The following is a 25,286-nucleotide window of genomic DNA, read 5'->3' on the forward strand; positions in this document are numbered from 1 at the left end:
ATGAAGGCAGAAGTCCGGAGGCAGATGGCAGAAGGCGCAAAAGTTTTGAATGTAAGCTTTTTGCTTGTTATTAATGGTTGCCTTATTTATGCCGTGCTGTACTAGTCTGTTTAATTGCTTGTATGACGAGCAATTTCTGTACCCAAACTTTAATCTTTATTAAGGTTCTTAGGAGTATATAAGCATTAAATGCTTATGTGTGAATACAACAAAAGGGCTTGATGTCATTTAATAAATCTATAAGTCTTACTACAGTTTGAGACTTAAACACTGATGAAAAATACTATCTGTTGGCTACTTAGAATCTGATGTATACAGCATCCTTGTGAGAAGATAAAAGTGTCCACATAGCTATCCGCTTGGTTGTAGTATTTACAGAGTCCAAGCTTTATGCTAAATGTATTAAGTAAGTAGCTACAGAATGAGTTAACTTTGCCGTACACTTTACGCCCAACTGGCTCATTCGGTTTTTACTGCTATCGAGATACCTAGAGTACTGAAGTACAAGCTCATCATCTAAATTTTTCTAACGAAATATACATTTCAGTACTTTTGCTGAGTCATATCTCAGCAATTTCACTAAATGACATTTTAGGCTACGGAAGATAGGCTGATATGTGCAATATTCCCTATTGAAGTAATATTTGTAATGGAAAGGCATCGAATTATGGTCATTGGTAGCAACGTTGTTGCTGTACAGCGCGTCAGCAGCTACTGCATGAAACAAAATGCAGAAGTGTTCCCCTACTATGGTATTCCGGAGGATGAAGAGGTGGCTCTGTTTAGCCCCCATGTCTTAGTGCTGTGTCTGCCTATTCATGAGAACTTAGTGCGTGGAAGTTTACATCTTCCCTACATTTTGTGGTCAGAACAGCCTATGGGTGATGCTTTACCATCGGTTACCACCTCTACAAAACTATATGTTCGACTGCAGGAAATTTTTCAGGTTTAAATCAACCCTTCACGCACCGCAAGAGCTGCTGCCTGCACGCGATCGTCAACGCTAAGTTTGTTAAGGAGCATACGGACATAGGATTTGACAGTTCCGAGTGAGAGGTAGAGCTCGTCAGCAATCTCTTGGTTTGAGTATCCCCTTGCAATAAACCTCAAAATCTCACGCTCACGATTACTGAGAATAGGTTGTTGCGTTACTTCAGATGCAGGAACTTCGGGGTGTACGGTAGAAGGTTTAAGCATTCGCGCAACCTTTTGAGCTATTTGAGGATCTAAATAGGCACCTCCTTGAAGAATCAATTGAATGACAGCAACGAGCTGTTCCCATTCAATGCTCTTAAGGCAGTAACCGTCTGCACCAGCTGCAAGCATCCCCATGACCTGAGTGTCACTGTCAAATGCACTCAGGGCAAGGATACGAGTGGCTGGGCGATCGCTTTTAATTTGTTGGGTAGCTGTGATTCCATCCATAATTGGTAAATCAATGTCCATCAAAACCACATCTGGTTGAAGTTGGGCAGCTAATTCAACAGCTTGTACACCATCACCCGCCTCTCCAACAACATCAAAGCCAGATTCAAGGGAAAATTGACCTTTCATGCCTCGGCGTATCAAAGCATGGTCATCCACCAGTAAAATCTGCACGGTTTTTTGTTCGCTACTTTCCACTATCATTCCGCCTCCTACTTCTTTTCATTGTCTAACTCAGCCTTATTTGTGGGAACGGGCAGGGAAAACCAAAAGGTACTACCTTTTCCAAGGGTGCTTTCGACGCCGATGCAGCCTCCATGAGCTTCAATGATTTGACGACACAAGTAAAGACCAAGACCTGCTCGCCCACATCGCCCTCGCCCTTGAGTAAAACGGTGGAAGAGCCGTTCCTTTTCCTGCTTTGCAATTCCAGGACCGCGATCGCGCACGGAAACTTTCACTTGCGCTTCTCCAAGGAGCCCTACCTCAAGGACAATTCCCCTGTTCGGTTCGCTCACTCGTATAGCATTCTCAAGCAAGTTTTGCACAACTCGTCGTATTTCTACCTCATCACCATAGACAGTTGGGAGTGATTCTGCAATTTTATCGGTAAGGGCGAACTCACGCTTTGAAGTCGCTTTTATTTGCGTAATAACTTTAGTAAAAATCCTTCTCCAATTCAAGGGCTCATGGCTTAAGTAAGCACCACGAGCGCTTTCATAGCGAGAAACATCCAACAGAGTTTCTACAAGTTTGAGGAGATCTTCGTTAGTTTGATGGTACTCTTCAAAAACTTCTTTCCAAGTGTCGTTTACAGAACCAAAAGCCCCTCTGAGCATACTCTCTAAAGTGGCGCGAGTAGCCAGTAAAGGAGTACGTAAATCGTGGGACAGGGCAGAGATTAAGTCTTCAAGCTGTTCGTTACGCACTTGAATGCGTTGTTGGCGGTAACAAGCTTCTCCTACCATTTCGTTGAGAACTCCAGCTAATTGACCAATTTCATCAGAGGACGAATAACCAAGCCGAGCTTCCATTTGACCCGCCCGCCAAACTTCACCTACCTTGGTCAGTTGACGCAGAGGAACCTTAACGCGTCGATGTAAAAGATCGAGATTCCACAATACTCCTGTCAGGATAGCCATGAGGCTGAAGAGCTTTACAGCGACATTTATCTCTTGGAGCTGCTGCACCTGATACTGACGTTTACTTAAAACTATCTGCTCGCTCTCAAGGAGGCTCAAAATTTGATTGTGCAATACATTGAATAAGGGCTTTGATACGGAAGTATAGCCCTTTGTGTTCCTAGAGGCAGGAAAAGCTTTTTGAGCCAGCTGACTTTTCCATCGGTCATAGAGATATTTGATTTTACCAAGTTGCTGAAGTTGAGTAGGATTATCCTGTACCAGAGTGTATAGACGGTTGAAGCTTCTGTAAAATGCGATCGCCTCCTTCGTGCCAGTCTTTAGAGTAGCTCTTTCTTCTTCTATGACAGCATTAAGAAGACGTTCTCCCTCACGCTCTACGACTAGAGTATGGGTCAACCTATCAAATGCTGTCTGAGTAAGGCGTTCTATCCAAAGATCCAAGCTTTGTTGACCCATTATTAATAACACCAGTACCAAAAAGCTAAGGTACAGGGGCGTAAATAAATGATTTTTTAGAGTAGATGGCACACGTAACTGCATCAAATTAACGGCTAACACTACAAACAGTCTTTATACTTGTGTAAATACAATTGACATTTTGCGGCGTCTGTAGGCAAGACAAATTTGCTTTACTTCAATACGAACGCCAGCACTCATTTTAGATTCAGTTATGCCCATAACGTGTATTGGCGTAAAAATACGGGCTTGGATTTCCATATTAACTAATTTTGTTAATAATAAATTGACTGTCTTAGACAAGGAAATCAAAGAACAAAGCGTGTTAAAGGAGATTATTTTATAAACCATGCAACTCAAAATCAATATCATTCTTATGATTGCAAAATATGTTCATTAAAAAAATACTTGATTTACTATTTATTTATTTCAACCTATAGAAGTAACTTCTACCTCTTTCGTAAAGTGTGTACTCATACTTGTGAAAGACAAGTTTTGTTTTGATTTATTTAACTCCTCTAATCAAGTCCCATAATTATAAACTAAAAAAGTTGTTTGATTTTATTTTTAATAGTTAAATTCTAATAACCTACTTTTCTTACTTTTTTTAAATGAATGATTTTAATTCTTAAGATACAAGCGATCGTATCAATTCTCTTTGTGTTGACAATCAATTTAGATTCCTTTAACTTTTTCTTAAGATAATGAGAGCATAGGCAGTTAACATATAGCAAATTAACACAACTCACACACAAAAATCATTTTTTGTTCCTAAAAATCAAATAACTCACTTTTCATACTTTCTGAAAGTATGATTTTTATTCTTACTAATATCAGTAACCAATCTTTAAACGAAAATGTTTTTCGTAATTATAAATTTTTTATACCTGACATCTTGCACCTTTGATTGGGAGGGCTGGTAAGCAGTGCCCACCTTACGAAACAATAGCTTTTTGGGCTTTAATTTTTGCAATAAGACGATGGTGCAAGATATGAAATACTTTACCCCTTTTTCAAGAGGAAAGGGCTTTGATTTAATGGTGAGGGAGATGATTCACTTACTTTTATTACTTTTATTTCTTTTCCTACTAATATCATTGTTTTATGAAGCTGCAATGTCTTTTACCCCCCTGTAGTCCCTTGATTGATTGGGGAGACTAGAGAGGGGTTTGATAGCAGGCACTGTCATGCAAAGTTGGTTTAAACAACTTGATACGAACAAACTCATACAAGTCGGCTAGCGTTACAACAGAAACTGAAATATCTACCGTTGTGTCTTACTTGACTCAGTTCCGTAGAAGATTCCCCTGCCGTTGGTACCAATAAAGACTAGCCCGAATTGCTGTCTGCTAGCTTCCATAACATTGGGATCGTTGCCAATAGGTATTTCGGGGTTGCTAATACTTATCCATGTTTTTCCATTATCTAGAGACTTGAAGATACCTTCACCCAAGCCTGCAACCTTACCATACAAATACAACGTCTCTGTTTTGCTTCCTGGGAGTGCTTTTCCAAATGCAAATAAATAAGCTCTCTCTACTCCCGGAATCTTTGCAAATGTCGTACCACCATCTTTTGAACGATAAAGCCCATTCCAGTTAAGGCTAAGCCAAACTTCACTCTGGATTCCCGGTACCGTTTTGAGACCGTACCACTCTTCCGTAGGAAGTGATGAATTCACAATCTTAAAAGATGCACCTCCGTCTTCACTGCGGTAAACTTTGCCGTCACTATAGTAGTAAAATGTATTGCCATCCACTTTGTCTGCTGCCAGTGGTTGACCCCAGTACCAGGTACCCTTAGGTCCATTAGGCAATCCCGATACTTCACTCCATGAATTTCCACCGTCAGTTGTACGTATGGCCTGGTTCTGGCTAACGATAGTAACAAACAGATTTGGGTTAGTTGCCGATATAGCTACACGCAGTGGTATTGTGTTTTTTGGAAATGATGAAAACTTTGTCCATCGGTGTCCACCATCCGTTGAAGTTGCTCCCGAGTAGGTACTTTTCCATCGCGTGCCGCCAACGCGCACCATTCGTAAAGGATTGCTTTCACTATAGGCAATGCTATAAGTATCTTGAAACCGAGGACCGTTCTTGCCACCAAACTTTGTGGATGGGTAAGTGTTTAATCCTTGACTGTGATTGAAGCCATCCACATCAGCCGTCCCACTTAATAACAAAGACCCTCTTGGAGGTGAAGCTAAGGCAAAACTAACCAGCCCTTCGTGTCCTTTTACATAATTTAACCACACAGACCTCTGGGTGTTAATATTGTCTGTCTGCCATGTTCCATACCAATCTGTTAACCAAACCCTACCAGGAGTTGTCGGGTCAAATTCAATAGCTGAGGCTGCGGCGGCAAAATACCAGTCATGCCACCAAGGCACTTGTGGTTTGAAGCTATACATCATGTTTTGCCAAGAAGTTCCACCATTGCTAGATTGAAAAACTCTACAAGAATCATTTATGCGAGAGTACTGGTCGTAAGCAATTAAAATGCGATCGGGGTTATTTGGATCTACAGAAATGGCATTGAATTTAGTTTTGGCGTTCGCTGGCGTGATGTAGCTCCAAATCATGTTTGTATATTTGCTGACTCCTGAGTTGTGAGTCACATACAGAGATCCATTGCTTGCAAGAGCCATTCGATTAACCTGTGAGGGGCTTCCTGCTATTTTGCTCCAAGTCACACCTGTATCGGTAGATTTGTATATCCCATCTCCATACGCACTCAGATAAACCAAACCAGGTTTGTTCTTGTCAAACAGAATGCCTGTAATTCCAATCCTGGCTTCCGGCTTTCCACGAAAGGAACTAACTTGAAACCACGTTTTACCACCATCTAACGACTTCCATAGCCCATTTAACCGGGAACCAAACAAGATATTATTAGAATCAAACGGATTGACGGCGAGTCTTTCTCCCGTCCATCGTTTAGTTTCGTTACCGCCCATCGGCAGATTTATGTTCAGCTGAGTCCAGGTGTTCCCGCGATCTCTCGACTTAAAAATTGTACCCAAGCCAACCGAAGCAGAGGTATATTTGCCAGTTGCAATGTAAACGATATTTGGGTTGTTGGGGTCAAGTGCTAGCGCTTCTCCGCCATAGAAATTTTTTTCAGTAAGCCGAAAACGATCGGTTAATGGAACCCATCTCTTATCTTCTGAATTCCAACGATAAATCCCTCCTACGTCAGTTCTAATGTAGACTAAATCCTGTTGGAGGGGATGTATGTAGACACCTGTTACATAACTACCTCCCCCTAAGGAAACATTGTTCCATTGATAATTTGACGTAGTACTACAACCAGGCTCGAAAGGTACGAGTGCTATGGTTGTAGTAGCCAATGCAAGCATAGCAACACCAGCAGCTGTTCCTAAAGAAACGCGGAAATGACAATTCATCATATTTATGTAGTTAACTAAACTTTGCCACATTACGACCTGACTCTAGGATTTGCACCTTAAAAAAACTCATGAAATCGATCGCCAACTGGGAAGACAGGCAAAGTAAACCAGAAGGTGCTACCTTTAGCAAGACTACTTTCGACGTTAATAGTACCTCCATGAGCCTCTACAATCTGGCGGCACAAATAGAGATCTAGACCAGATCTGCTAAGTCTGCCGCGTCCTTGAGTGAGACGATGAAAAAGCCTTTCCTTTTCTTGGGGAGTCATTCCTTGTCCATTGTCGTGTACTGATACCTTGACTTCGTTAACTCCAAGTGGTGACACCTCAAGGCTGACTTGTTGATTCTCAGCGCTTACTTTTACAGCATTATCAACTAGATTCTGTACGACTCGTTGAATTTCAAGCTCATCCCCGTAGACAATGGGTAGTGATGGAGGTATATTGTAAGTTATTGTGCATTTTTGTTTAGAAATAACGTTATTCCTAGTAATAGCTCGGACAAAAATTTTGTCCCAGTTCAGGGGCTCGCAGTTGAGGTTTTTACCAAAGTTAGTTTTATAACGAGAGATGTCTAAGAGGGCTTCCACAAGCTTAAGGATCTCTTCATTGGCTTGAGAATAATCTTCAAGCACGCCTCGCCAAATATCATTGATGGAACCAAATGCTCCACCCAACATGGAAAGTAAAGTGCTGCGAGTGGCTAGTAAAGGAGTACGGAGATCGTGGGAAAGGGCAGAGATGAGATCTTCAATCTGCTGCCGTTCAGATGTGTTTATACGTTCTAATGTTTCTAAATTGCGTCTTAATTCCAATTGGGCAATGACTTGACGGCTCAAAGTACGTAATGCATCTAGTTGTTCGGAACTCAGTTGTCGTGGAATACTGTCAATGACACAGAGTGTTCCCAATGTAAATCCTTCAGGTGTAACCAGTGGAGCACCAGCATAGAACCGAATATAAGGGGGGGAAGTGACTAGTGGGTTGCTGGCGAACCTAGTGTCAAGTTGTGCATCTGGAACAATCAAAATGTCATTTGGCTGCCGAATGGCGTGGTTACAGAATGCTATGTTTCGTGGAGTAGACTCAATCTCCAAGCCAACTTTGGCTTTAAACCACTGACGGCACTCATCAATCAAGGTGATCAAAGCTATAGGAGTGTTACAAATTTGCGCTGCTAAACGGGTGAGGTCATCAAAGGCTGCTTCACGAGGAGTGTCCAAAATCTGGTATCGGCGAAGAGCCGCTAGCCTGTGTAATTCATTTTGGGGTGGTGTAAGTCCCATCGCTTTCTTTCGGCTACTTTCACTCAGATTTGGAACGTAATATTTTTTAATTATAAACTTATTTTAGCCCCGATGTTTACACCTTAACAGTCCATAAAACTCTTATCTTTGCTTATAGTTTGCTTAAAAAAATTATTATGTTTTCATCACCTTCTTAAGAAACACCTAGATAACACGGGAGCGTGATAGCCCCGAAATATGAGACTCAATTCATTTAATTTCTTGAGTCTCATATGCTATTTACAGCAGATTGCAACGCAGAGGAGGTACAGATTGTTGTATGGGGGCGGCGACCTTGCACCCATACTGACATCTTGCACCTTCTTTGTGGGAGGAGGTGTGCGGCATAGCCCTACCTACGAAATAATGAGCTTTTTGGGCTTTGATTTTTGCAATAAGGTGATGGTGCAAGATATGAGCCTACCGCCCAATTCCTACGTAATTGAACCCTGCTAGCTGCAACTCCTGTGGGTTGAGGAAGTTACGACCGTCGATCATCACGGGATTGTTCATTAAAGTTGCCATTTTACGGTAGTCCAAATTCCGGAATTGTTGCCAATCGGTGACCAGGACTAACGCATCACAACTATCGGCTAAACGCTCTGGATCGGTTTCTACTAGTACACCTGATAGACCATCACGTAACCCACTTTGTGAAACGATTGGGTCATATGCTTTAACTTTGGCTCCGAGTCTGTTAAGATTTTCAATTAAATCAAGTGCTGGAGCGTCGCGCATATCATCTGTATCGGGCTTAAAGGTCAGACCGAGTAGTCCTACTGTTTTGCCTTTAAGGATTTTAAGTACCTGCTGAAGCTTTTCAACGGCGATGAGACGCTGACGCTGGTTAACACTCACACCGGCTTGGAGTAACTGAGCCTCGTAGCCATAGTCATCAGCAGTGTGAATCAGAGCAGAGACATCCTTGGGAAAACAGGAACCACCCCAACCGATACCAGCTTGCAAAAATTTGTGACCAATGCGGGAGTCCAAACCAATTCCTTTAGCAACTTGGGTGACATCAGCACCAACGCGATCGCAAATATTAGCAATCATGTTCGGTTAAACACTTGTAATATAAATACCCCTCCCTAACCCAGACCTTAGTAAGGGGAGGGTGCCGTTAGGCGGGTGGGGTTGAATTTGTCTATCGTAAGTAATGAGTCGAACATGATATAAAATGATGTTTCAAATCATCTTTTTTTCCTCTTTCTTCGCGCTCTTTGCGACGCCAGGTGCTTCAACGGGGGGAACCCCCGCAACGCACTGGCTCGTTTTTGCGGTTTTTTAATCACTCCTCAAAACTTTTGCGATAGACCACTAGTGGTGGGCAGTGCCCACCCTACAAAAGAAGAAATAATCATTCTTATTTGTTGTCCAAGTAAGTTAATCAAGTAGCTATGGTTGAAATTTTGTAAGTCAAAATTTTCTACCTATAGGGACTTATTTTTGGAAAAAATATATTTCAAGCAGCAAAGATAAAGTGTTTTTTGATAAGAGGAAGCAGTCAAAACCCGTTCAACAAGATTCAATTTTGCCATGCCTTGAGAGTATACCCGAGAAGCTAACAATCGAGTATTCGTTTAGGAAAAATCATGTTCCGAACCATCCCAATGCTCGGCATTCTTTTCTACTAAGGTCAGGTATCAAAAAATTCGCTATTATTGATAAAGGAGAAAGTTCAAAAAAGTCTTGCAAACGCCTTCGCAGATGGCGTTACTCTCCTACAGCTTCCTATGGCAACAATGGAGTGCATTAACATCCTTACAAAATGCGGCAAATCTCAGTTGCTGAAGCTTTAACAATACAATTTTTGTCTGCAAGCTTTGAACTTTGTGGTAGTCTTTCACTTAAAGATATGTAAAATAAATTACATAGAATGAGGATTATACTATCACAAGGGTGATTTTCCACACTCGGCGAACGGCAAATTTCAGCAGAAATTCATAAGAATTATGGTTTAATTTATCTAGAAAGTTTTAAATTTTTTTATAAAGGTTAATATTCAATCACTTGAGAAAGGGCGATGGCAGCAGACTATACAGACATTGATATTGCGCCATTCATTGACCATGCTTTGCTGATGCCAACAGCTACTTCAGAGCAGGTAGAGCAATGGTGTGAAGAAGCAGACAAATTTCACTTTGCGGCAGTTTGTGTATACCCGGTACACGTAAAGCAAGCAGCAGAGCTTTTGCATGGCAAAAATCCCAAGGTTTGTACGGTGGTTGGCTTTCCTACGGGAGCAGTGACTTCAGCAACAAAGCTGTACGAAGCTCAAGCAGCCGTGGAAAATGGTGCAACAGAGTTGGATGTGGTAATAAATCTGGGCTGGCTAAAATCTGGCAAAAGTGATGATGTACACAGGGAAATTGCCGAAATTTGTGAAGAAACCGGGCAAACAGTGAAGGTCATTTTGGAAACAAGCCTGCTTAATGATGGTGAAAAAAGACTGGCAGCAGAACTATCTATGGATGCTGGAGCGGCATTTCTTAAGACTAGTACCGGTTGGAATGGTGGTGCAACAGTAGCAGACGTCAAACTTTTAAAGGAAATTGTAGGAGAAAGAGTAGGAATTAAAGCTGCTGGGGGAATTCGTACCATCGACCAAGCTCTAGACTTGATCTTAGCGGGTGCTACCAGATTGGGAACCTCCCGCAGTGTTGAGTTGCTCCGCCAGCGCGAAAGGCTGGATCGCAGTCATTAGTCATCAGTCATTGGTCATTAGTGTGAAACCTAGGACAAGTGACGCAGGACAAATGACAGAGGACAAATGAGTAAAACTTATAAGACAACTGGAATTAATTTGAAAACCCAAGCAATAGGAGAATCAGATAGGCTAGTGACAATTTTGACACGAGAGTTTGGTCTGATTCGCGCAGTTGCTCCTGGGTCACGCAAGCACAACTCCAGCCTGGGCGGTAGGAGTGGAATGTTTGTCGTTAATGAGTTATTGATTGCTAAAGGGCGATCGCTTGACAAAATTACACAAGCCCACACTCTCAAAACTTATCCAGGGCTTGCCAAAGACTTGCTCAAACTCGCAGCCAGTCAGTATTTAGCAGAAGTGGCGCTGTGTCAGGCGTTAAGCGAGCAACCCCAAGAAGAACTTTATGAGTTACTTAACGAACATCTCAGTCGCATAGAAGCTTTGCCAAGCAAAGAGGGATCTGCTGTCATAGCATATTTAGCCCACGGATTATTTCACCTATTAGCAATAGCAGGGCTCACACCCCAAGTGCAAACCTGCTGCTTAACTGGCAATTCTCTGACACCAGATTTTACAAACCCCAGCTGGCAGGTAGGATTTAGCATTCCAACTGGGGGAACAGTTTGCCTCACACAATGGAAACGCCTGAAGGAAGAGTGGGGGAGTAGACAAGGGGGCGAGGGGGCGAGAACCAACACTCCATCCACCCGTCCCCCCATCCAAAGCGCCTCTTCTGCCCCTGCTACTGTCAAAGAAAATTCTTCTAGCTACAAAACTGTTGTCCACAAGCAAGAAATACCAATTATTTCCAGCCGATTGGATGCCACAGAACTTGCGATACTCCAACAGTTATCACAACCAGAGATAATGCAAGATACAGCCACAAATTATGGCTGGTTCTCTGTTGAGCAAATTTTGCGTCAATATGCTCAATATCACTTTGGTCGCCCTATTCGCTCCGCTGCTTTAATTGATTCTTATTTTGCTGCCAACCATGATGCAACCGTCTGATTTGGATAGAAAAGCTCAGCCGATGTCACCAAGCCATGTCAAAAAACAGAGTAGGGCTTCGGTACATAAAGTTACCAACCATCCTAGTGTTTCCAAGCCCGTATCTAGTCACGATTACCTCGAAGAAAAGCCCGCAAAAAACGTTTACGACAACAAGAAAAATAGCTCATCGGAATTACCCAGAACCGACCTCGCAAACCATCGCGAAAAAAAATCGGAATTCCAATCAACTGACAGTGAGGCAAATGGCAAAAGTAATGGTTCCGGGCACAATCATTCACCATTGGCAAACGCTACTGTAAATACACCTAATATAGATGTATCTGACTCCAGTGACAAAATAGCATCAGGCGATAATCAAAACGGGGGTTTTTTCCCCATATTGAGAAATGCCAACTTTCTAGCTCTTTGGGGCGGTCAAGTTTTTTGCCAACTGGCAGATAAAGTGTATTTGGTATTAATGATTGCCATCATTAGTACTCAGTTCCAAGCCAGCGACCAAACTATTAGTGGTTGGGTTTCGGCGCTGATGATGGCTTTTACCATTCCCGCAGTGCTATTTGGTTCCGTTGCTGGTGTGTTTGTGGATCGCTGGTCAAAAAAAGCAGTTTTGGTATCCACAAATGTTTGGCGCGGCATACTGGTTTTGAGCATTCCGCCACTTTTATGGCTAACTCAGGATTGGCAACCCTTCCTTGGAGTTTTACCAGTGGGGTTTGTCATCATTTTAGGAGTCACTTTTTTCGTGTCCACACTGACACAATTTTTTGCACCCGCAGAACAAGCAGCAATTCCTTTGGTAGTACAAGAGCAACATTTGCTCTCGGCTAACTCACTTTACACTACAACAATGATGGCATCGGTGATAGTTGGGTTTGCTGTAGGGGAACCCCTGTTAGCTGTAGCAGATCGAATTTGGTTGCTGCTTGGTGGTATTGATGGGTTGGGTAAAGAAATTGTGGTTGGTGGCAGTTATGCGATCGCCGGAACCATTTTGTTGCTCCTTGCAACTCACGAAAAACCTCACGAACCCGGTCAAGAATCCCCTCATGTTCTTGAAGACTTGCGCGATGGTTTTCGGTACTTGGGAGAAAATTCTCGCCTCCGCAATGCCCTGCTTCAACTTATAATATTGTTCTCTGTCTTTGCGGCATTAACCGTCCTAGCAGTTCGTATGGCAGAACTCATTCCTAATTTAAAAGCATCTCAATTTGGCTTTTTACTTGCAGCTGGTGGAGTTGGCATTGCCTTGGGGGCAACAATTTTAGGTTTGTTTTGTCAGCGCTTCTCATATACTCAGCTCAGTTTATTTGGCTGTTTGGGCATGGCAGCATCTCTCATTGGTTTGTCAGTCTTCACTAAACAACTTTTGGTTGTTCTGGCTTTGGTAACGATGGTAGGTGCCTTTGGCGCATTGATAGGTATTCCCATGCAAACTGCTATTCAAACAGAAACCCCAGCAGAAATGCGTGGAAAAGTCTTTGGTCTGCAAAATAACGTCATTAACATTGCTCTTACTTTACCCTTAGCATTGGCAGGAATGGCAGAAACCTTTATTGGATTGCAGGCAGTCTTTTTGGGATTAGCTGCAATTGTCTTTTCAGGTGGTATATTAACCTGGTATAACTCTTCTAAGTAGCTATTCAATGAAAGGAGTCACCTAAACTATGAAGCGTGAAGCGTGAAGTATGAAGTCAACACTATCTACCTAGTGGCAAGTTTTTCATCCTTCATTCTTTATCTTTTGACAGTATTTTGGTTAATATTTAGCTTCTAGCAATTGTTTATTGACTGAAAGCTTGTCTTTTCATGGTAAACTTACCACAGTGATAAATTCTCTCATACTTGCTGGGGATCGAAGAGACTTCGGCTGGGTATTATTATTGGTGTCTGGACAAGTTGTTTTGTAAAGTCTGGGAATTAACAATTTTGAGAGAATAAGTAAAGTAAACTTTTCACTACCGGGAAAAATGTCATGTTTTTCCTCAGTGGCAGATAATTGTGCTGCTTTGTGACTAATGAAAACCTAGCAAGTGCATTACAGCAAAGCGCCGATAAAAAAAGACAAAAAGTTAATATAATTAATTCGCTTTCCTGATAGCTAACAAAGAATGCGTATAGCCTGGATTGGAAAAAAATCACCATTTTGCGGCAATGTCACCTATAGCAGAGAAATTACCAACGCATTGCTAGACGGGGGACATCAAGTTAGCTTTCTTCATTTTGCCCAAGAAGAATCAGACCCGGATAACTGGCCTAATTGCCCAGAGGTAACTCTACCCTTCATTTACAAATCCCAAGTTTACACAATTCCGACTTTCAACGCGACTAAGGTTTTAACGCAGTCCCTGCGACGTATCAAACCAGATATAGTTCATGCTTCGCTCACTCTATCTCCGCTAGACTTTGTTCTACCGGAAATTTGTGAACGACTGGGCTTACCCCTGATTGCTACTTTTCACACTCCGTTTGCTGGGAAAGGGGCGAAACTTGTATCGGGAACACAACTTTTGGCTTATCAACTTTACGCTCCTTTTCTGGGTAACTACGATCGCGTCATAGTGTTTTCCCAAATTCAGCGAGAATTGTTAGCACGCTTAGGAGTACCAGAAGAAAATATCGCTGTTATTCCTAATGGTGTAGATGTCGCAAAGTATTCTCCCGGTCCTTCTCGCGTTAAAGCGGAATTTCGAGCCAATCGCTTATTTGTCTATCAAGGGCGCATAGCCCCAGAAAAAAATGTTGAAGCCCTACTTCGTGCGTGGAAACAGGCGGATATGGGTCCGGATAGCAGATTGCTTGTGGTTGGCAATGGACCGTTAAAAGCATCTCTAGAAACGTTTTATGGCGATGAGTACAACATAACCTGGTTGGGTTTTGTTGCGGATGAACAACGCCGCATTGAGATTCTTCGAGGTGCTGATGTCTTTATTTTACCATCATTAGTAGAAGGTTTATCCCTATCTTTACTAGAAGCAATGGCTTGTGGAATTGCTTGTATAGCAACGGATGTAGGTGCAGATGGAGAAGTGCTGGAAAAAGGAGCGGGAGTTGTTTTGAATACTAAAACAGTACGCTCCCAATTGAAAACTCTCCTACCACTCTTCCAAGACCATCCAGAATTAACAACTTTGTTAGGGCAAAAAGCCAGACAGAGAGTGTTGGAGCGCTATACTCTCAATAACAACATTGAAAGATTGGTAGAACTTTATACTGAAGTTCTCAAGCAGCGTAGCTTTCAGTTTAGTCGCGGAGCATAAGCTGAGCAACCCGGTAACTTTTATGAAACCGGGTTGCTAACATATGGGTGGATAAGGATTCCTACCGCACAGCCTTAGCGCTCGCCCACTAAAAAGAAGGGCAAATTTCATGCATCTTGATGAAGCAAAACTTAAATGGTTTCGTTGCCAACTGCTAACTTGGGCAAAGTTACATCGTAGAGAATTTCCTTGGCGGAACACTCAAGACCCATATGCCATCCTAGTGGCAGAATTTCTCTTGCAAAAAACAAATGCACCTTCCGTCGCTTCCTTGTACCAAAGTTTTCTGGAGCGATATCCTACAGTCAGCGCCTTAGCTGATGCATCACTTGCCGAGATAGCCAATTTTTTGCAACCTTTGGGTCTTGCCTTTCGAGCAGAACGACTGCACAAGTCAGCACAGATAGTTGTTAAAGATTGTGAAGGGAAAATCCCCGAACAAGAAGCTCAGCTGCTAAGACTACCGGGAGTTGGCAAATATATCGCCCGGTCTGTCTGCGCCAATGCTTTTGGACAATCCAAAGCAGTTATTGATACCAACGTTGCCCGTATTTTAGAGCGATTTTTTGGATTGGAGGGTGGTCGGGTAAAATCGCGCTGCCCTTTACTTTGGAAAGCAGCAGAACAAGCAGCACCCAAAACAAAAGTTGGAGCATGGAACTTAACACTATTTGACTTTGGGGCAGCAGTTTGTAGAGCGAGGAATCCCCTTTGTTCTGAGTGTCCTTTGCAACAGCAGTGTAACTACCACAACATCACTGGTAACCCAGCAATGACACAAGCAATACTTGTCCAAACAGAAAAGCCCTGAATATCAGCTTCATCTAAGGCAAGGCTCATTTGAATCATTGCCCCAAACAAAGCTAACAACAGCATCACACAAAAAATACTATATCCCAAATAAAACATCATCCATCCTCACGACATTAGTTAACGTTTTAGCTGACAGAGAGAATGCTCTTCTCTGTCAGAAGTTCAACATTTTGTCGGGGATCGCACATCTCAAGAAATAAATCAGGTAGAAAATTATTTTTTGTCGTGCTTATCTCTGTCAGTTGTTCAATGTTTTTCTAAACGAATCAACGCGATCGCGATAAATCCCAGAACTATCGAACGCCAAAGAAAGATTGATGCGGTGAGACTCTGGTTTGGTATTCGCAAAGCAAAAAGCATCAGTTTGATGAAAAGTTTTCGCATCAAACAGAAGTGCGCGGTTACATTTGTAACTGACTCTGACTTTTTGTCCTCTCGTAAAATCTTTCACATACTGCTCTGACCAAAGATATGATGGGGACTGATTAGAGGAAACTTCCGACTCACGCTTGACATCAAAAAAAATCAGACCCCCTCCCGAAGAATCTAGATTGTACTGTTCTGGTGTCAGCCAGATATTCAAGGTTAAAGCGCCAATATCAGAATGCACTTTCCCAAACCCATTCTTGGGATACATAAGCGCCCAGTATTCCACCAATTCGTAGTTAGAAAACAAAGAAGCACAATGGGCTTTCAGTGATTCCGCAATGCTAAAAATTGTCTCGATCTCAGGTTTCATATTACTAAGAATCGGCTGCTCTATCTTGTCCTGATAGCGCCATCCCAAGTGATTCAGCAGCTCTTGATGAAGTTGCTTGCAAACATGAGGTTGGAGGAAATCGTCCATCACTGCATAGTTGTATGGCGCAGAAGATTTGTATGCTTCTAACACGGATTGCCAATTTCGTGAAGCGATCGGAGAAGACTCTAATACATCCTGACTCATGCAAATCTACCTTAATTTGTCAATTTGTTTGCCTTTCTAATTGATTCCCATTAGCTGTTTAGTGGCCCCGGCATTGCCCGTCATGCGAGAATCAGTGAAAATCTGATTGAGAAAGTCCTTCGTAGCATCAACAGCCAAGCTGCGTGCGGTTGAAAATCCAGTTCGGCTATCATCATCCTTATTAATTCCTGAAGGGCATACTACAGGAATCCCATGTCGGCATTTTCCAGTTGGAAAAGAGCATGATGGAACGACAGCACCGGTGAAGAGGAAATACCCAGAGGTTAATTGATTTAAGCCCGCATCAGCGAGAGTCGCCGGATCTGTAGGACAAGTTGGCGTGTCTTTCCCAGCTCCAGAGAATTCCGAACGTCCTAATTGAGTGTTGATATTAGGGCTGCTATGTCCAAGTTCTACCCAATTACTATGGGCATAGAAGTCTTGAAGAGTATGCAAGGCTCCACCTAGATCCTTACGAGCCGAGGACGCTACTGGCTCTTCGCCGATCACTTTAGTGATGGTTCGTTCCTTAAGATTGACGAGCCGTTGACTTCCACCAGGGAAGTCCTCGCCGTCGAAATGCTTCTCGGTGTTAAACTGATTCACTGGCTGATCGGTATCCTTATTGGCATCCACAATCTGTTGGATGGCTCGCGTTGAAAATTGGAGCGTCGCACCATCAATGACAACGTTGGTATCAGCAAGTGCTTCTCTAGTGATTTCTTCATGTATCGGAACCTTAAAAGCCAAAGCAGGTTCTGGAACCCATATAAGTAGTGCGACTGTTAATAGGGCGGCTAAAGCGATCTTTTTAAAACTTTGCATTTTTCTTTCCAATTATCTAAATAAACTACTGAATTAGATCTGTCAACAGAATCATTGCTACCAAATTTAAAATCCTCGAACTGACACAAACTGTCAAGGTAAGGCAATCCTTAAGTAGCAATACTATTCCCAACTAGAATCATATTGATAGTCTTGAGATGGAACAATCCGCCAAGTTAAATCCCCTGATAGTTCTAGGGCATGGCGATGATAATTTAACAAGCTCTCCCGGTGACCAACACTAATAAAAGTTGTTTCAGTTTGTTGCAGTTGCCGATAGAGATTCTCCTCGTTTCCCAAATCCAAAGCACTCGTTGCTTCATCCAAAATAACGTAGCGTGGACGAGTCACTAAGAAGCGTGCAAATGCAAGACGTTGTTGTTCTCCTAAAGATAAAATATTTTCCCAGTAGACTTCTGCATCAAAGCCACCGACTCTTGCAAGCAAATTTTGGAGGTTGACTTGTTCCAACACTTGCTCAAGCTCTCGATCCGTCACTTGATTATTTATGTTCGGGTATAGTAGCTGTTCGCGCAGAGTTCCCAGAATCAGGTAAGGACTTTGGGGCAAAAATAACATTTCTTCTGGGTTTGGTCGCACTAGACGACCTGTACCAGAGTTCCATAACCCAGCAATGAGTCGTAGCAGAGAACTTTTGCCCGCGCCACTCGGACCTACTATCAGCAGACCACCAGGTTCGACCGAAACTGACAAGTCTTGGACTAAAGTTCGCTCATAGTTGGGAGTCTGTAATGTCAGCTGTTCCAGCGCCAGACGGTCTTCTTCCACTGTCTCAACAGTACTACCAGGCTTTTGTATTGTTGCTTCTGCTAAAGTGTCTAAGAAAGTAGCTGCGCGATTAGTCAAAGTGGCAAATGAACCGAGAGATCCAAACTGAGATATAATCGCTGACACTGCTCCCGCAACCTGAGCACAAGCGATTGTTGCTTGGGAAACCTCTCCCAACTCAATTCCATCTATAAAATACAAAGGTGCTACCGTCAAAAAAGGAACTACGTAGAGAAAAGACTGATACCCATTGGCGAATAATTGTAGATTCCGCTGCCAATCAGTGATTCTAATTAATTTCTCCACCAGTTGAGTAAATTTTTTCTTAACTATACGTGATTCCTGGGCTTCCCCCCGAAAAAAAGCAATAGATTCAGCATTGTCGCGGACGTGAGTCAAGCTATAGCGGTAGTCAGCTTCGGATTCGAGTTTATCGGAATTCAGCTGAGGTCCTTCCCTACTTAGGAAAGTTGTAACAGCATTGCCAAAGACAGAATAAAGAATGAGAACAAATACTACCAGTTTAGAAATAGACCAGAGAATGCCAATGAAAGCAATGATTGCAATAATTTTTTCGATAACAATGCATAAAGAATCTAGAGCCATCCTCGGTATTGGCTCGATTTCTTGGGATATACGTTGATCGGGGTTTTCAATGTCCGATTGAAAGTTAATTTGATAATAAGCTCGATTATGGAAATATTTATCCAAAATATAATTGCTTAGCCAATCATACCAGTCGATCGCAAGTCTTCTGCTAAAATATTCAGACAAAACTATCAGCGGTGTCAGAACTACAAAAGTACTAGCATAAATAAATAATAGACGGAAAAAGTTGGGAGCATCTCTTTGTTCAAGTAAGTCCAGCAAATCTCTATTGATATAGCTGTTGTATGCATTTATGCTATTAAATGACAATAGCAATAACAGCACTAAAGCTAACATAGACCATGACCGCAAAACCTGTGGTAATGTCCTTCCTCCTTCTGAGGATGGAAACCAGTAAGGCTTAGCAATTGCTAAAAATGCATTCCACAGCTGACTGTCCAATATATTCATCTTGGTTCTCCTGCGGAGTTAAGTAGGTCGGTAACAAAAAACATAACTGGTAAGGCTCGTCCTTAGTCATTTGTCATTTGTCACCTACTTAGTATTCTTCTATTAACCAGGGAGTAATTTCTCCATCCATCGATCGGAAATTGCAAATCCGAAACTCCACCTGTTAAATTTTGTTGGGTTGGCTATACAATGCCAAAATAATTTATCTTTACTATTTTCGACTTTAAAAAATCTCACTATCTTGGGTTGTTCGTAAAGTGTGACCAATTCCTTAGTTTCGGGATTCATATAGCGAAAGAAAGATGTCTGACTTGTGTTGGAATCAAAATTGTCAAAATCAATCCAGTACATTCGCCATCCGGGCTGGGTTTCATTGGTATGCCATAGCCTGTATGCATTTGGAGGATACCATAAGCTTCCTGAAAACCTAACTTCTTCTTCAAAAAGATTTTCCATAAATTTAATGATTTTAAACTTAGAAAAAAAATAATCTTTATAAAGCTGATGTGTGACATGAAGATCCAAATTTATTAAATGAAATGAGCGCTTAATGTATTCAGGAAGAGGCTCAAACTCTTTTGACTCCATATCTGACTTGGTAACTGCGTCATGATAAGGTTTGAATTCAGGTGAAGCTGGAGAGATAGAGTTGAAATTAAAATCATCCTCTCGAAAAAGGCTCTCAAAATGTTTGATATCTACCGTACTCGGCTTGATTTTCAGTTTTTCAAACTCAGGAATAATTTCCGCAAACTTTTGAAGCTCTGACCATTTAAAATCATAGTGATATACTTGGTAAGAATTTTTCTCTGAACTGGGAACAGCATCATTCAAAGAAACTTTTTGTTCGGTCTCTTGGTAAGCAGCATTTGCCTCTGCTATATCTTCTGCTGTGAAAGAGTAGCCGTAATTTTCTCCAAGCTTAATCAACTCTCGATAAGTTGTAATTGTCCTTACCTTCTGCTTTAATTCCTCATTTTTTATAAATTCTTCGTGGAATTGTTGGATACTTTCTTTGGGCATAACTGTTCTTTCCTTAAAATTTAACTAATGAGTCGTAGGCGGGAATAAACAGAACTACATTACAAAACGTAAATGCATCTAAAACCCTTACCAATGAACGCCACTTGCTTTAACGGGGGAAACCCCCTCCGGGTATCTCCTGTGTCCTTCGTACACGCTTTGTGATGCGAAGCTATGTCCGCAGGGCTATACACCAGTCCCGGTGGTCGCGGGAAACCCGCCGACAGGGCTGGGTTCACCGCAACGCAGTGGCTCCTAATGACAAATGACTGAGGACGACCCTTATCAATTGCATTTTTTCTTACCTAATTAATAGCTTTCGATATTTGGTGGCGGATCTAATAATAGGGGTGAAGGAATTCGTTCCGGATAGGCTAGGCGCAAAAAGTGCATTCCAATACCTGCCAATCCAAGCATGAGATCGGGAAGAACATCGTTACCACCACCACCACAAATCCAATAATGGGTCTTCTCAAAATTCCGCCACTGCGCTTGAGCGAGTACATTCGCTTCCATCTGCAAATAAGGTTCATCCCTCAACTTGGCAACCCGCAGTAAAAGTTCGGCATTCCCTGTTCTCCCATGACATAACGAGTCATTGCCTAACTTATGAAAGTTACGTAATGTTGCACTAAGCGCCGTATAAGCGTCTCGCAGTAAATCATCGTCATTTCTGCCTAAAGCTGCCCAACTTGCAATCCGGCTCAAACCAATTCCCGCCGCACCGTTACACCAAGCGTTAGCAAAATGGGGCTGTTTTCCACTTAGTTTCATCACTGATGTTCGCAAGTCATACCAATCGCGTTGGGTGATATCAAATTTGGTTGCTTCATAGGCAAAAGCTTGACGACCAGCAGTAATGTATCGGTCGTCTTTCATGTAACTACCAAGTAAAATTAACGCCCAGCCAATACCGCTAGCCCCGTGGGAGAAGCCAGTTAAGTTACCTTGTGCTAACTCTGAACGGTTACAAGGCCAACTGTGCGTACCATTCTCGCAAATGGCTTGCTCAAGTAAGTGCTCTCCACACTTGCTAGCACAATTAAGGGCTTTATCATATCCAGCTTCCGCCAAAATCAGCATGACAGGAATAACCCCAGCAACACCTTGCAACACGTCTAGGTATCGATCTTGACTAATACAAGGTATGATTTCATCAATGAATTCGTTTGCCAAATCGAGCAGTGTTGGTTTATTCCATAGCCGAGCTAGGTGTGTTAGTAGGTAAATTAAGCCCCCTACCCCCTGGAATGCCCCAATCATTGTCCGATCGCGTTGCTTAATGGAATACTCTAAAGCTCTTTCTGCCGCTTGACGAAATTGAGGTTGTGGTTGAATGCGATCTAGGTAAGCCAAAAATAAGCAAATGCCTGCCGATCCAGCATAAATATCGGCTCTAATATCCACGAGTTCTTTACCAGTACCCGTAAATTCATAATTTTTCCACGGAGCTTCGCTTGAAGACGGCTGGAGTAACTCGCACAACTGCCAGCCTATTTGCTGAGCATAATTAACGGCTGAATCTATAAAATATTGGTTATTAATTTCCTCGGTGGAGAAGCTAGTATAAATATATTGATTTTGTCGAATTTGGTTTTCTGTGGTTAACTTCTGAATTCGCTTGGCTGCATTATCCAACGGGGAAAGTGCTAAAGTGTCTGGCAGTGGATGCTGATAGTTATAAATTAATTGATTATCATCAGTCGCTTTTGCAGTAAAGAGGGGAACATCTAATTGCCACAGGGCGTTAATTTCGCAATTTGCTAGCCGATTAGTATCATCCCACTTCCTAGGGTGTTCAATTAAAGTGTTAAAAATCAAATCTACTTCTAGCGGGTCAGCCAAACATTTAGGATGCTGTGCTGTAGCAATCAATTTAACATAAGCTTGTGTTCCTAAATTGATAAAGCGTACTGATGAGGGCGCGAATAGTTTTTTAATCTGCTGTATTCCTAAATCTGTATTTTGTTGGAACCAACTATAAACCTTGTTAAACCCACCCACAATAAAGTCTTTATAATCGTGCGGGTTGACTAGTTCTCCGTTGTAATATATGCGATTCGTAGCTTGGTTCTCAACACGCTCCCCTATCTTTTGTTCCACAGCCAAAGCTAATGACATGCGGTGGTCATTAATTTTGGATACAGCAAATGGGGATTCGTAGGATTCACCACCACTATAACCACTGATACTTATATTTTTATCAGCAGATTTGGGGCGGGGCCAATCAAGCATAACGGTTTTAAATACCGAATCAAATACTGTATCTGGTAATTTTTCCCGTTTGTACGGTTGGGCTTCCAGGACAGTTTCACAGTCGCAAATAAAAGCATTACCCCGAGCGACAAGAATGTTTTCATGATGCATATCCCCCCCACCTAGGATGTAGAATATGGCTAAATATCCACCTAATTGACTGTAAAATCTCTTAATCTCCTCCTCGCTTGAGACATAATTTTTACCAGAGGGAATAAACTCTGCATAACCATAGCCTTCCTTGCAAAGTACCTTATAGGTGGCAAAGTCGATGATTTTAGCTTGACTCAAAGCTTCTAGTAACCCTTGCATTGCTGCTTCAGATTTGAGACACCGGGGTTTATATACTATAGTTGCAGTTTCAGAGTTGATTAGCTCTAGTTCAACAATGATGACGCTTCTTCCCTCAGCATGGTGATCCGACTGTCCCAATTTCAAAGATTTGATTTGCAAAATTTCTCTACCGTCAAAGAAATTAGAACTGATTTCCTGGCGGTCGATAGTCAAATGTTGGAGCAGTTCTTCACCAGCTGTGCAGAGAAAACTGGTGATTTGAGCTAACCAACGTCCTAGTATGGGAAATTTGCAATAAAAGCGATGGTAATTTTGCTCGCTATCAAAGGTTTGTTCAAGATAAGCGATGTAAGCATCGCGAGAATCGGGTGTTTTGGCGATATTATTTTTAGAGCAGTAAACATTTATATCTGCTTCCAGCGCCCAAGCTAAAGAAATTTCAAAGCGCTTTAACAGGTGAAGCTGAATGTCATTCACTACTTGGGGATTAATTGTATAGCTACCAGCAACAGATACACTAATTGCATGGCATAGCGATCGCAATGTTTGGTCTAGTAACCGCAGAAATGGCTCGCAAACTTTCGCAAATTTTCCGTAGTAAATGTCCTCTTGATACCAAACGTTTGTCAAAAACTCATTTTTTGGTAAGTCTAGTGTTGCGAGAGCTGCTTGATACGTGTTTAACCATTTTTCATGGGGTTTGATGAACTCTAACCTATCCAATTCAGATAAATTAGCTAAATTCAATTCATACAACTTATAGTTAATTAGTAATTCTTTGATATCAGCAGTTTTCGGGAGCTGAGTTATTTCTTGCTGATTGGAGTTCCTCTTTATGAACTTTGCAGCTAATTTGCCTGCTATTTTTTCTACAATCCAGGTATCAAGAGGACTAATTTGAGTAACACACTTTGCTTGAAGATTACGCTCAGCTAGTTGCTTAACAATGATAGTGCGCTCAGATAGATTGCTAGCTCGGCTAGCAATTTCAAGGAGTGAAGAACGATCGAGCATTGTAGTCTCTATTTTAATTATGATGATGCAAGGCTAAAATTGTCGGGAACTCCAACGATCGCCAAGAACGTTTATACTACAAAAAATTATTAAACTTTTTCTACAGAAGTTCCTTATATAAAAGAGATTTAGCTGCTAGCCTCTTTAGAAAATTATGTGCTGCTAAGGCGTAGTTTTGCCACTGCTCAATAACGCTGAAAGAGCCAGTCTGTTTGCTAGCTTAGGACAAGATCGCTGTTAGGGAGCAAACCTGAAATAAGTTCATTTTTTAATCACTAAAAGCCTTGATTACCAAGGCTTTTCTTTTTCAAAACCAATACGTTATTTCTGCGCGGCTCCTAAAACAGAAAAATGAACTATCTACTTTGTTGTCCCATCACAAATGATGGTGTAAGGACCACTAGTACAGGTGCTTTGGCAAGCTACAACTATTCCCAATTCTCCTTCAACATCATCACCCAGTTCCATACCGGATTGCTCCTGTATAGCAACTGATTTTGGCAACACGAGTGTTGTTTCAGATGAAATGCCAAAAGATGTGGGGTTGCTTTCCAATTCATTGCGAAACTCTGCATCAGTCGCTGCTCGCTGCAACAGTTGCTCAAGGTAGTTTGCAGAAGGTTGCTCAAGAGTATTGATAGACATAAATAACCTCGTAAATGACCTTCAAGAAATCAGGTGAATATTGAAATTAGAAAATAGCCAAATCGTTAGGGTTTTTCCCTAAAAACACTAGGAGCCGCTTGAAGAAGGAAGCTATGGAGAAGGCAAGTGAGATGGGGATTGGTGACCCCGGCAAGATTAAAGACCGCCTCAAAGATTGTGGCGAGGAGACTTAAATCTTATGTAGGCTGCCGATTGAGGGGCGTTCTAAAAACCCTTTTCTTACTACGTGCAGCCTGTATTTTACCTCATATCTTGCCCTAGAGAGCCTTAAGGAACTATTAAAAGTGCCAGCTATTACCTTCACTGCGTAGTTTAGTATCACAAACAACATTCAATCATCTAACTTTAGATAGATTTATTATGACTGACTATCTCATGGCAATTCTTTTTACTCTATCTTTAGGCAGAGGTTTTTGTATATTTATTTTAATGTTCCTTTTTAGGAAGTAAAAGCTAGGTGTAAAGAAGGTATTCCGACACCTCTAGGAAGCGAACCGCCCTACTCCCATTCAACGGGGATCTTAAACCTTGTTCTCTTATCTGCAATGGATTTTGATTGCGAAATTTTTCAATTAGTGTACAAGCATCACTTATTTAACATTTTGTAACAAATCTACATTCATGAATATAGTATTTAGCCAGCCTATCTCTAGCTAATCTGAGTCTCATAGCATCAGACGATGCGCTATTTTTGAAACTAATAAATTTTATGAAGAGCGCAACTTGTGATAGAACTAACGATAAGTTAGGATGACACAAATAAGTAGGTCGGTAAGAAAAAAAGTAACTGGTGAGGGTCGTCCTTAGTCATTTGTCATTGGTGAGTCCAGAGAAAGTAGGCGGGTTTCCCAACAAGAGTGGACTGGCGAACCCGGAGGGTCATTAGTAAGGGTTTT

16 protein-coding genes and 1 pseudogene are annotated in these 25,286 nt (G+C 41.9%); 6 read left to right on the plus strand and 11 right to left on the minus strand.

Annotated elements, in window-relative coordinates:
• The first annotated feature begins 649 nt into the window (after window positions 1–649).
• Window positions 650–952 (plus strand): hypothetical protein, encoded by a 303-nt coding sequence (locus ACYRY3_RS24320; protein WP_460204208.1) that lies wholly within the window; start codon window positions 650–652, stop codon window positions 950–952.
• Here the strand turns inward: ACYRY3_RS24320 and ACYRY3_RS24325 are convergent.
• From ACYRY3_RS24325 to ACYRY3_RS24345, 5 genes and pseudogenes are all read right to left on the minus strand, one after another.
• Window positions 949–1,629: a response regulator gene (locus tag ACYRY3_RS24325; RefSeq protein ID WP_460204209.1), complete on the minus strand. Its 681-nt coding sequence runs from the start codon at window positions 1,627–1,629 to the stop codon at window positions 949–951. The two genes, ACYRY3_RS24320 and ACYRY3_RS24325, sit on opposite strands and share 4 nt — an antisense overlap.
• 8 nt (window positions 1,630–1,637) lie before the next feature.
• A complete protein-coding gene (locus tag ACYRY3_RS24330) occupies window positions 1,638–3,026 on the minus strand; it encodes a HAMP domain-containing sensor histidine kinase (protein ID WP_460204210.1) in 1,389 nt (462 codons plus the stop codon).
• A 1,264-nt stretch (window positions 3,027–4,290) separates the two neighbouring features.
• On the minus strand, window positions 4,291–6,438 hold the full coding sequence (locus ACYRY3_RS24335; RefSeq protein ID WP_460204211.1) for a WD40/YVTN/BNR-like repeat-containing protein: 2,148 nt from the start codon (window positions 6,436–6,438) through the stop codon (window positions 4,291–4,293).
• A 56-nt stretch (window positions 6,439–6,494) separates the two neighbouring features.
• Window positions 6,495–7,724, minus strand: a complete 1,230-nt coding sequence (locus ACYRY3_RS24340) for a GAF domain-containing sensor histidine kinase (protein ID WP_460204212.1) — start codon at window positions 7,722–7,724, stop codon at window positions 6,495–6,497.
• 420 nt (window positions 7,725–8,144) lie between these two features.
• A pseudogene (locus ACYRY3_RS24345) lies at window positions 8,145–8,783 on the minus strand (nucleotide sugar dehydrogenase); the annotation flags it as partial.
• Between the two features lie 967 nt (window positions 8,784–9,750).
• Here ACYRY3_RS24345 and deoC point away from each other — a divergent pair.
• The 5 genes from deoC (at window position 9,751) to ACYRY3_RS24370 (ending at window position 15,516) form a co-directional block, all read left to right on the plus strand.
• The gene (gene deoC, locus ACYRY3_RS24350) at window positions 9,751–10,431 is read left to right on the plus strand and encodes a deoxyribose-phosphate aldolase (RefSeq protein ID WP_460204213.1); all 681 of its coding nucleotides are present in this window, start codon (window positions 9,751–9,753) and stop codon (window positions 10,429–10,431) included.
• 66 nt (window positions 10,432–10,497) lie between these two features.
• Window positions 10,498–11,445: a DNA repair protein RecO gene (gene recO / locus ACYRY3_RS24355; protein WP_460204214.1), complete on the plus strand. Its 948-nt coding sequence runs from the start codon at window positions 10,498–10,500 to the stop codon at window positions 11,443–11,445.
• Window positions 11,429–13,084, plus strand: a complete 1,656-nt coding sequence (locus ACYRY3_RS24360) for an MFS transporter (protein ID WP_460204215.1) — start codon at window positions 11,429–11,431, stop codon at window positions 13,082–13,084. The genes recO and ACYRY3_RS24360 overlap by 17 nt, the downstream gene beginning before the upstream one ends.
• Before the next feature lie 472 nt (window positions 13,085–13,556).
• On the plus strand, window positions 13,557–14,705 hold the full coding sequence (locus tag ACYRY3_RS24365; protein ID WP_460204216.1) for a glycosyltransferase family 4 protein: 1,149 nt from the start codon (window positions 13,557–13,559) through the stop codon (window positions 14,703–14,705).
• A gap of 109 nt (window positions 14,706–14,814) precedes the next feature.
• A complete protein-coding gene (locus ACYRY3_RS24370; RefSeq protein ID WP_460204217.1) occupies window positions 14,815–15,516 on the plus strand; it encodes an HhH-GPD family protein in 702 nt (233 codons plus the stop codon).
• 240 nt (window positions 15,517–15,756) lie between these two features.
• Here the strand turns inward: ACYRY3_RS24370 and ACYRY3_RS24375 are convergent, their stop codons facing one another.
• The 6 genes from ACYRY3_RS24375 to ACYRY3_RS24400 form a co-directional block, all read right to left on the minus strand.
• Complete coding sequence (locus ACYRY3_RS24375; protein ID WP_460204218.1) at window positions 15,757–16,464, minus strand: hypothetical protein; 708 nt, start codon at window positions 16,462–16,464, stop codon at window positions 15,757–15,759.
• Between the two features lie 36 nt (window positions 16,465–16,500).
• Window positions 16,501–17,289: an HET-C-related protein gene (locus tag ACYRY3_RS24380; RefSeq protein ID WP_460204219.1), complete on the minus strand. Its 789-nt coding sequence runs from the start codon at window positions 17,287–17,289 to the stop codon at window positions 16,501–16,503.
• 123 nt (window positions 17,290–17,412) lie between these two features.
• Window positions 17,413–19,137: an ABC transporter ATP-binding protein/permease gene (locus tag ACYRY3_RS24385; protein WP_460204220.1), complete on the minus strand. Its 1,725-nt coding sequence runs from the start codon at window positions 19,135–19,137 to the stop codon at window positions 17,413–17,415.
• 102 nt (window positions 19,138–19,239) lie between these two features.
• On the minus strand, window positions 19,240–20,160 hold the full coding sequence (locus ACYRY3_RS24390; protein WP_460204221.1) for a Nif11-like leader peptide family natural product precursor: 921 nt from the start codon (window positions 20,158–20,160) through the stop codon (window positions 19,240–19,242).
• Between the two features lie 309 nt (window positions 20,161–20,469).
• Window positions 20,470–23,724: a type 2 lanthipeptide synthetase LanM family protein gene (locus tag ACYRY3_RS24395; protein ID WP_460204222.1), complete on the minus strand. Its 3,255-nt coding sequence runs from the start codon at window positions 23,722–23,724 to the stop codon at window positions 20,470–20,472.
• Window positions 23,725–24,084: 360 nt separating this feature from the next.
• The gene (locus ACYRY3_RS24400) at window positions 24,085–24,369 is read right to left on the minus strand and encodes a cinnamycin family lantibiotic (protein ID WP_460204223.1); all 285 of its coding nucleotides are present in this window, start codon (window positions 24,367–24,369) and stop codon (window positions 24,085–24,087) included.
• Between the last annotated feature and the right edge of the window lie 917 nt (window positions 24,370–25,286).

This window comes from Scytonema sp. NUACC21 (assembly GCF_054684315.1).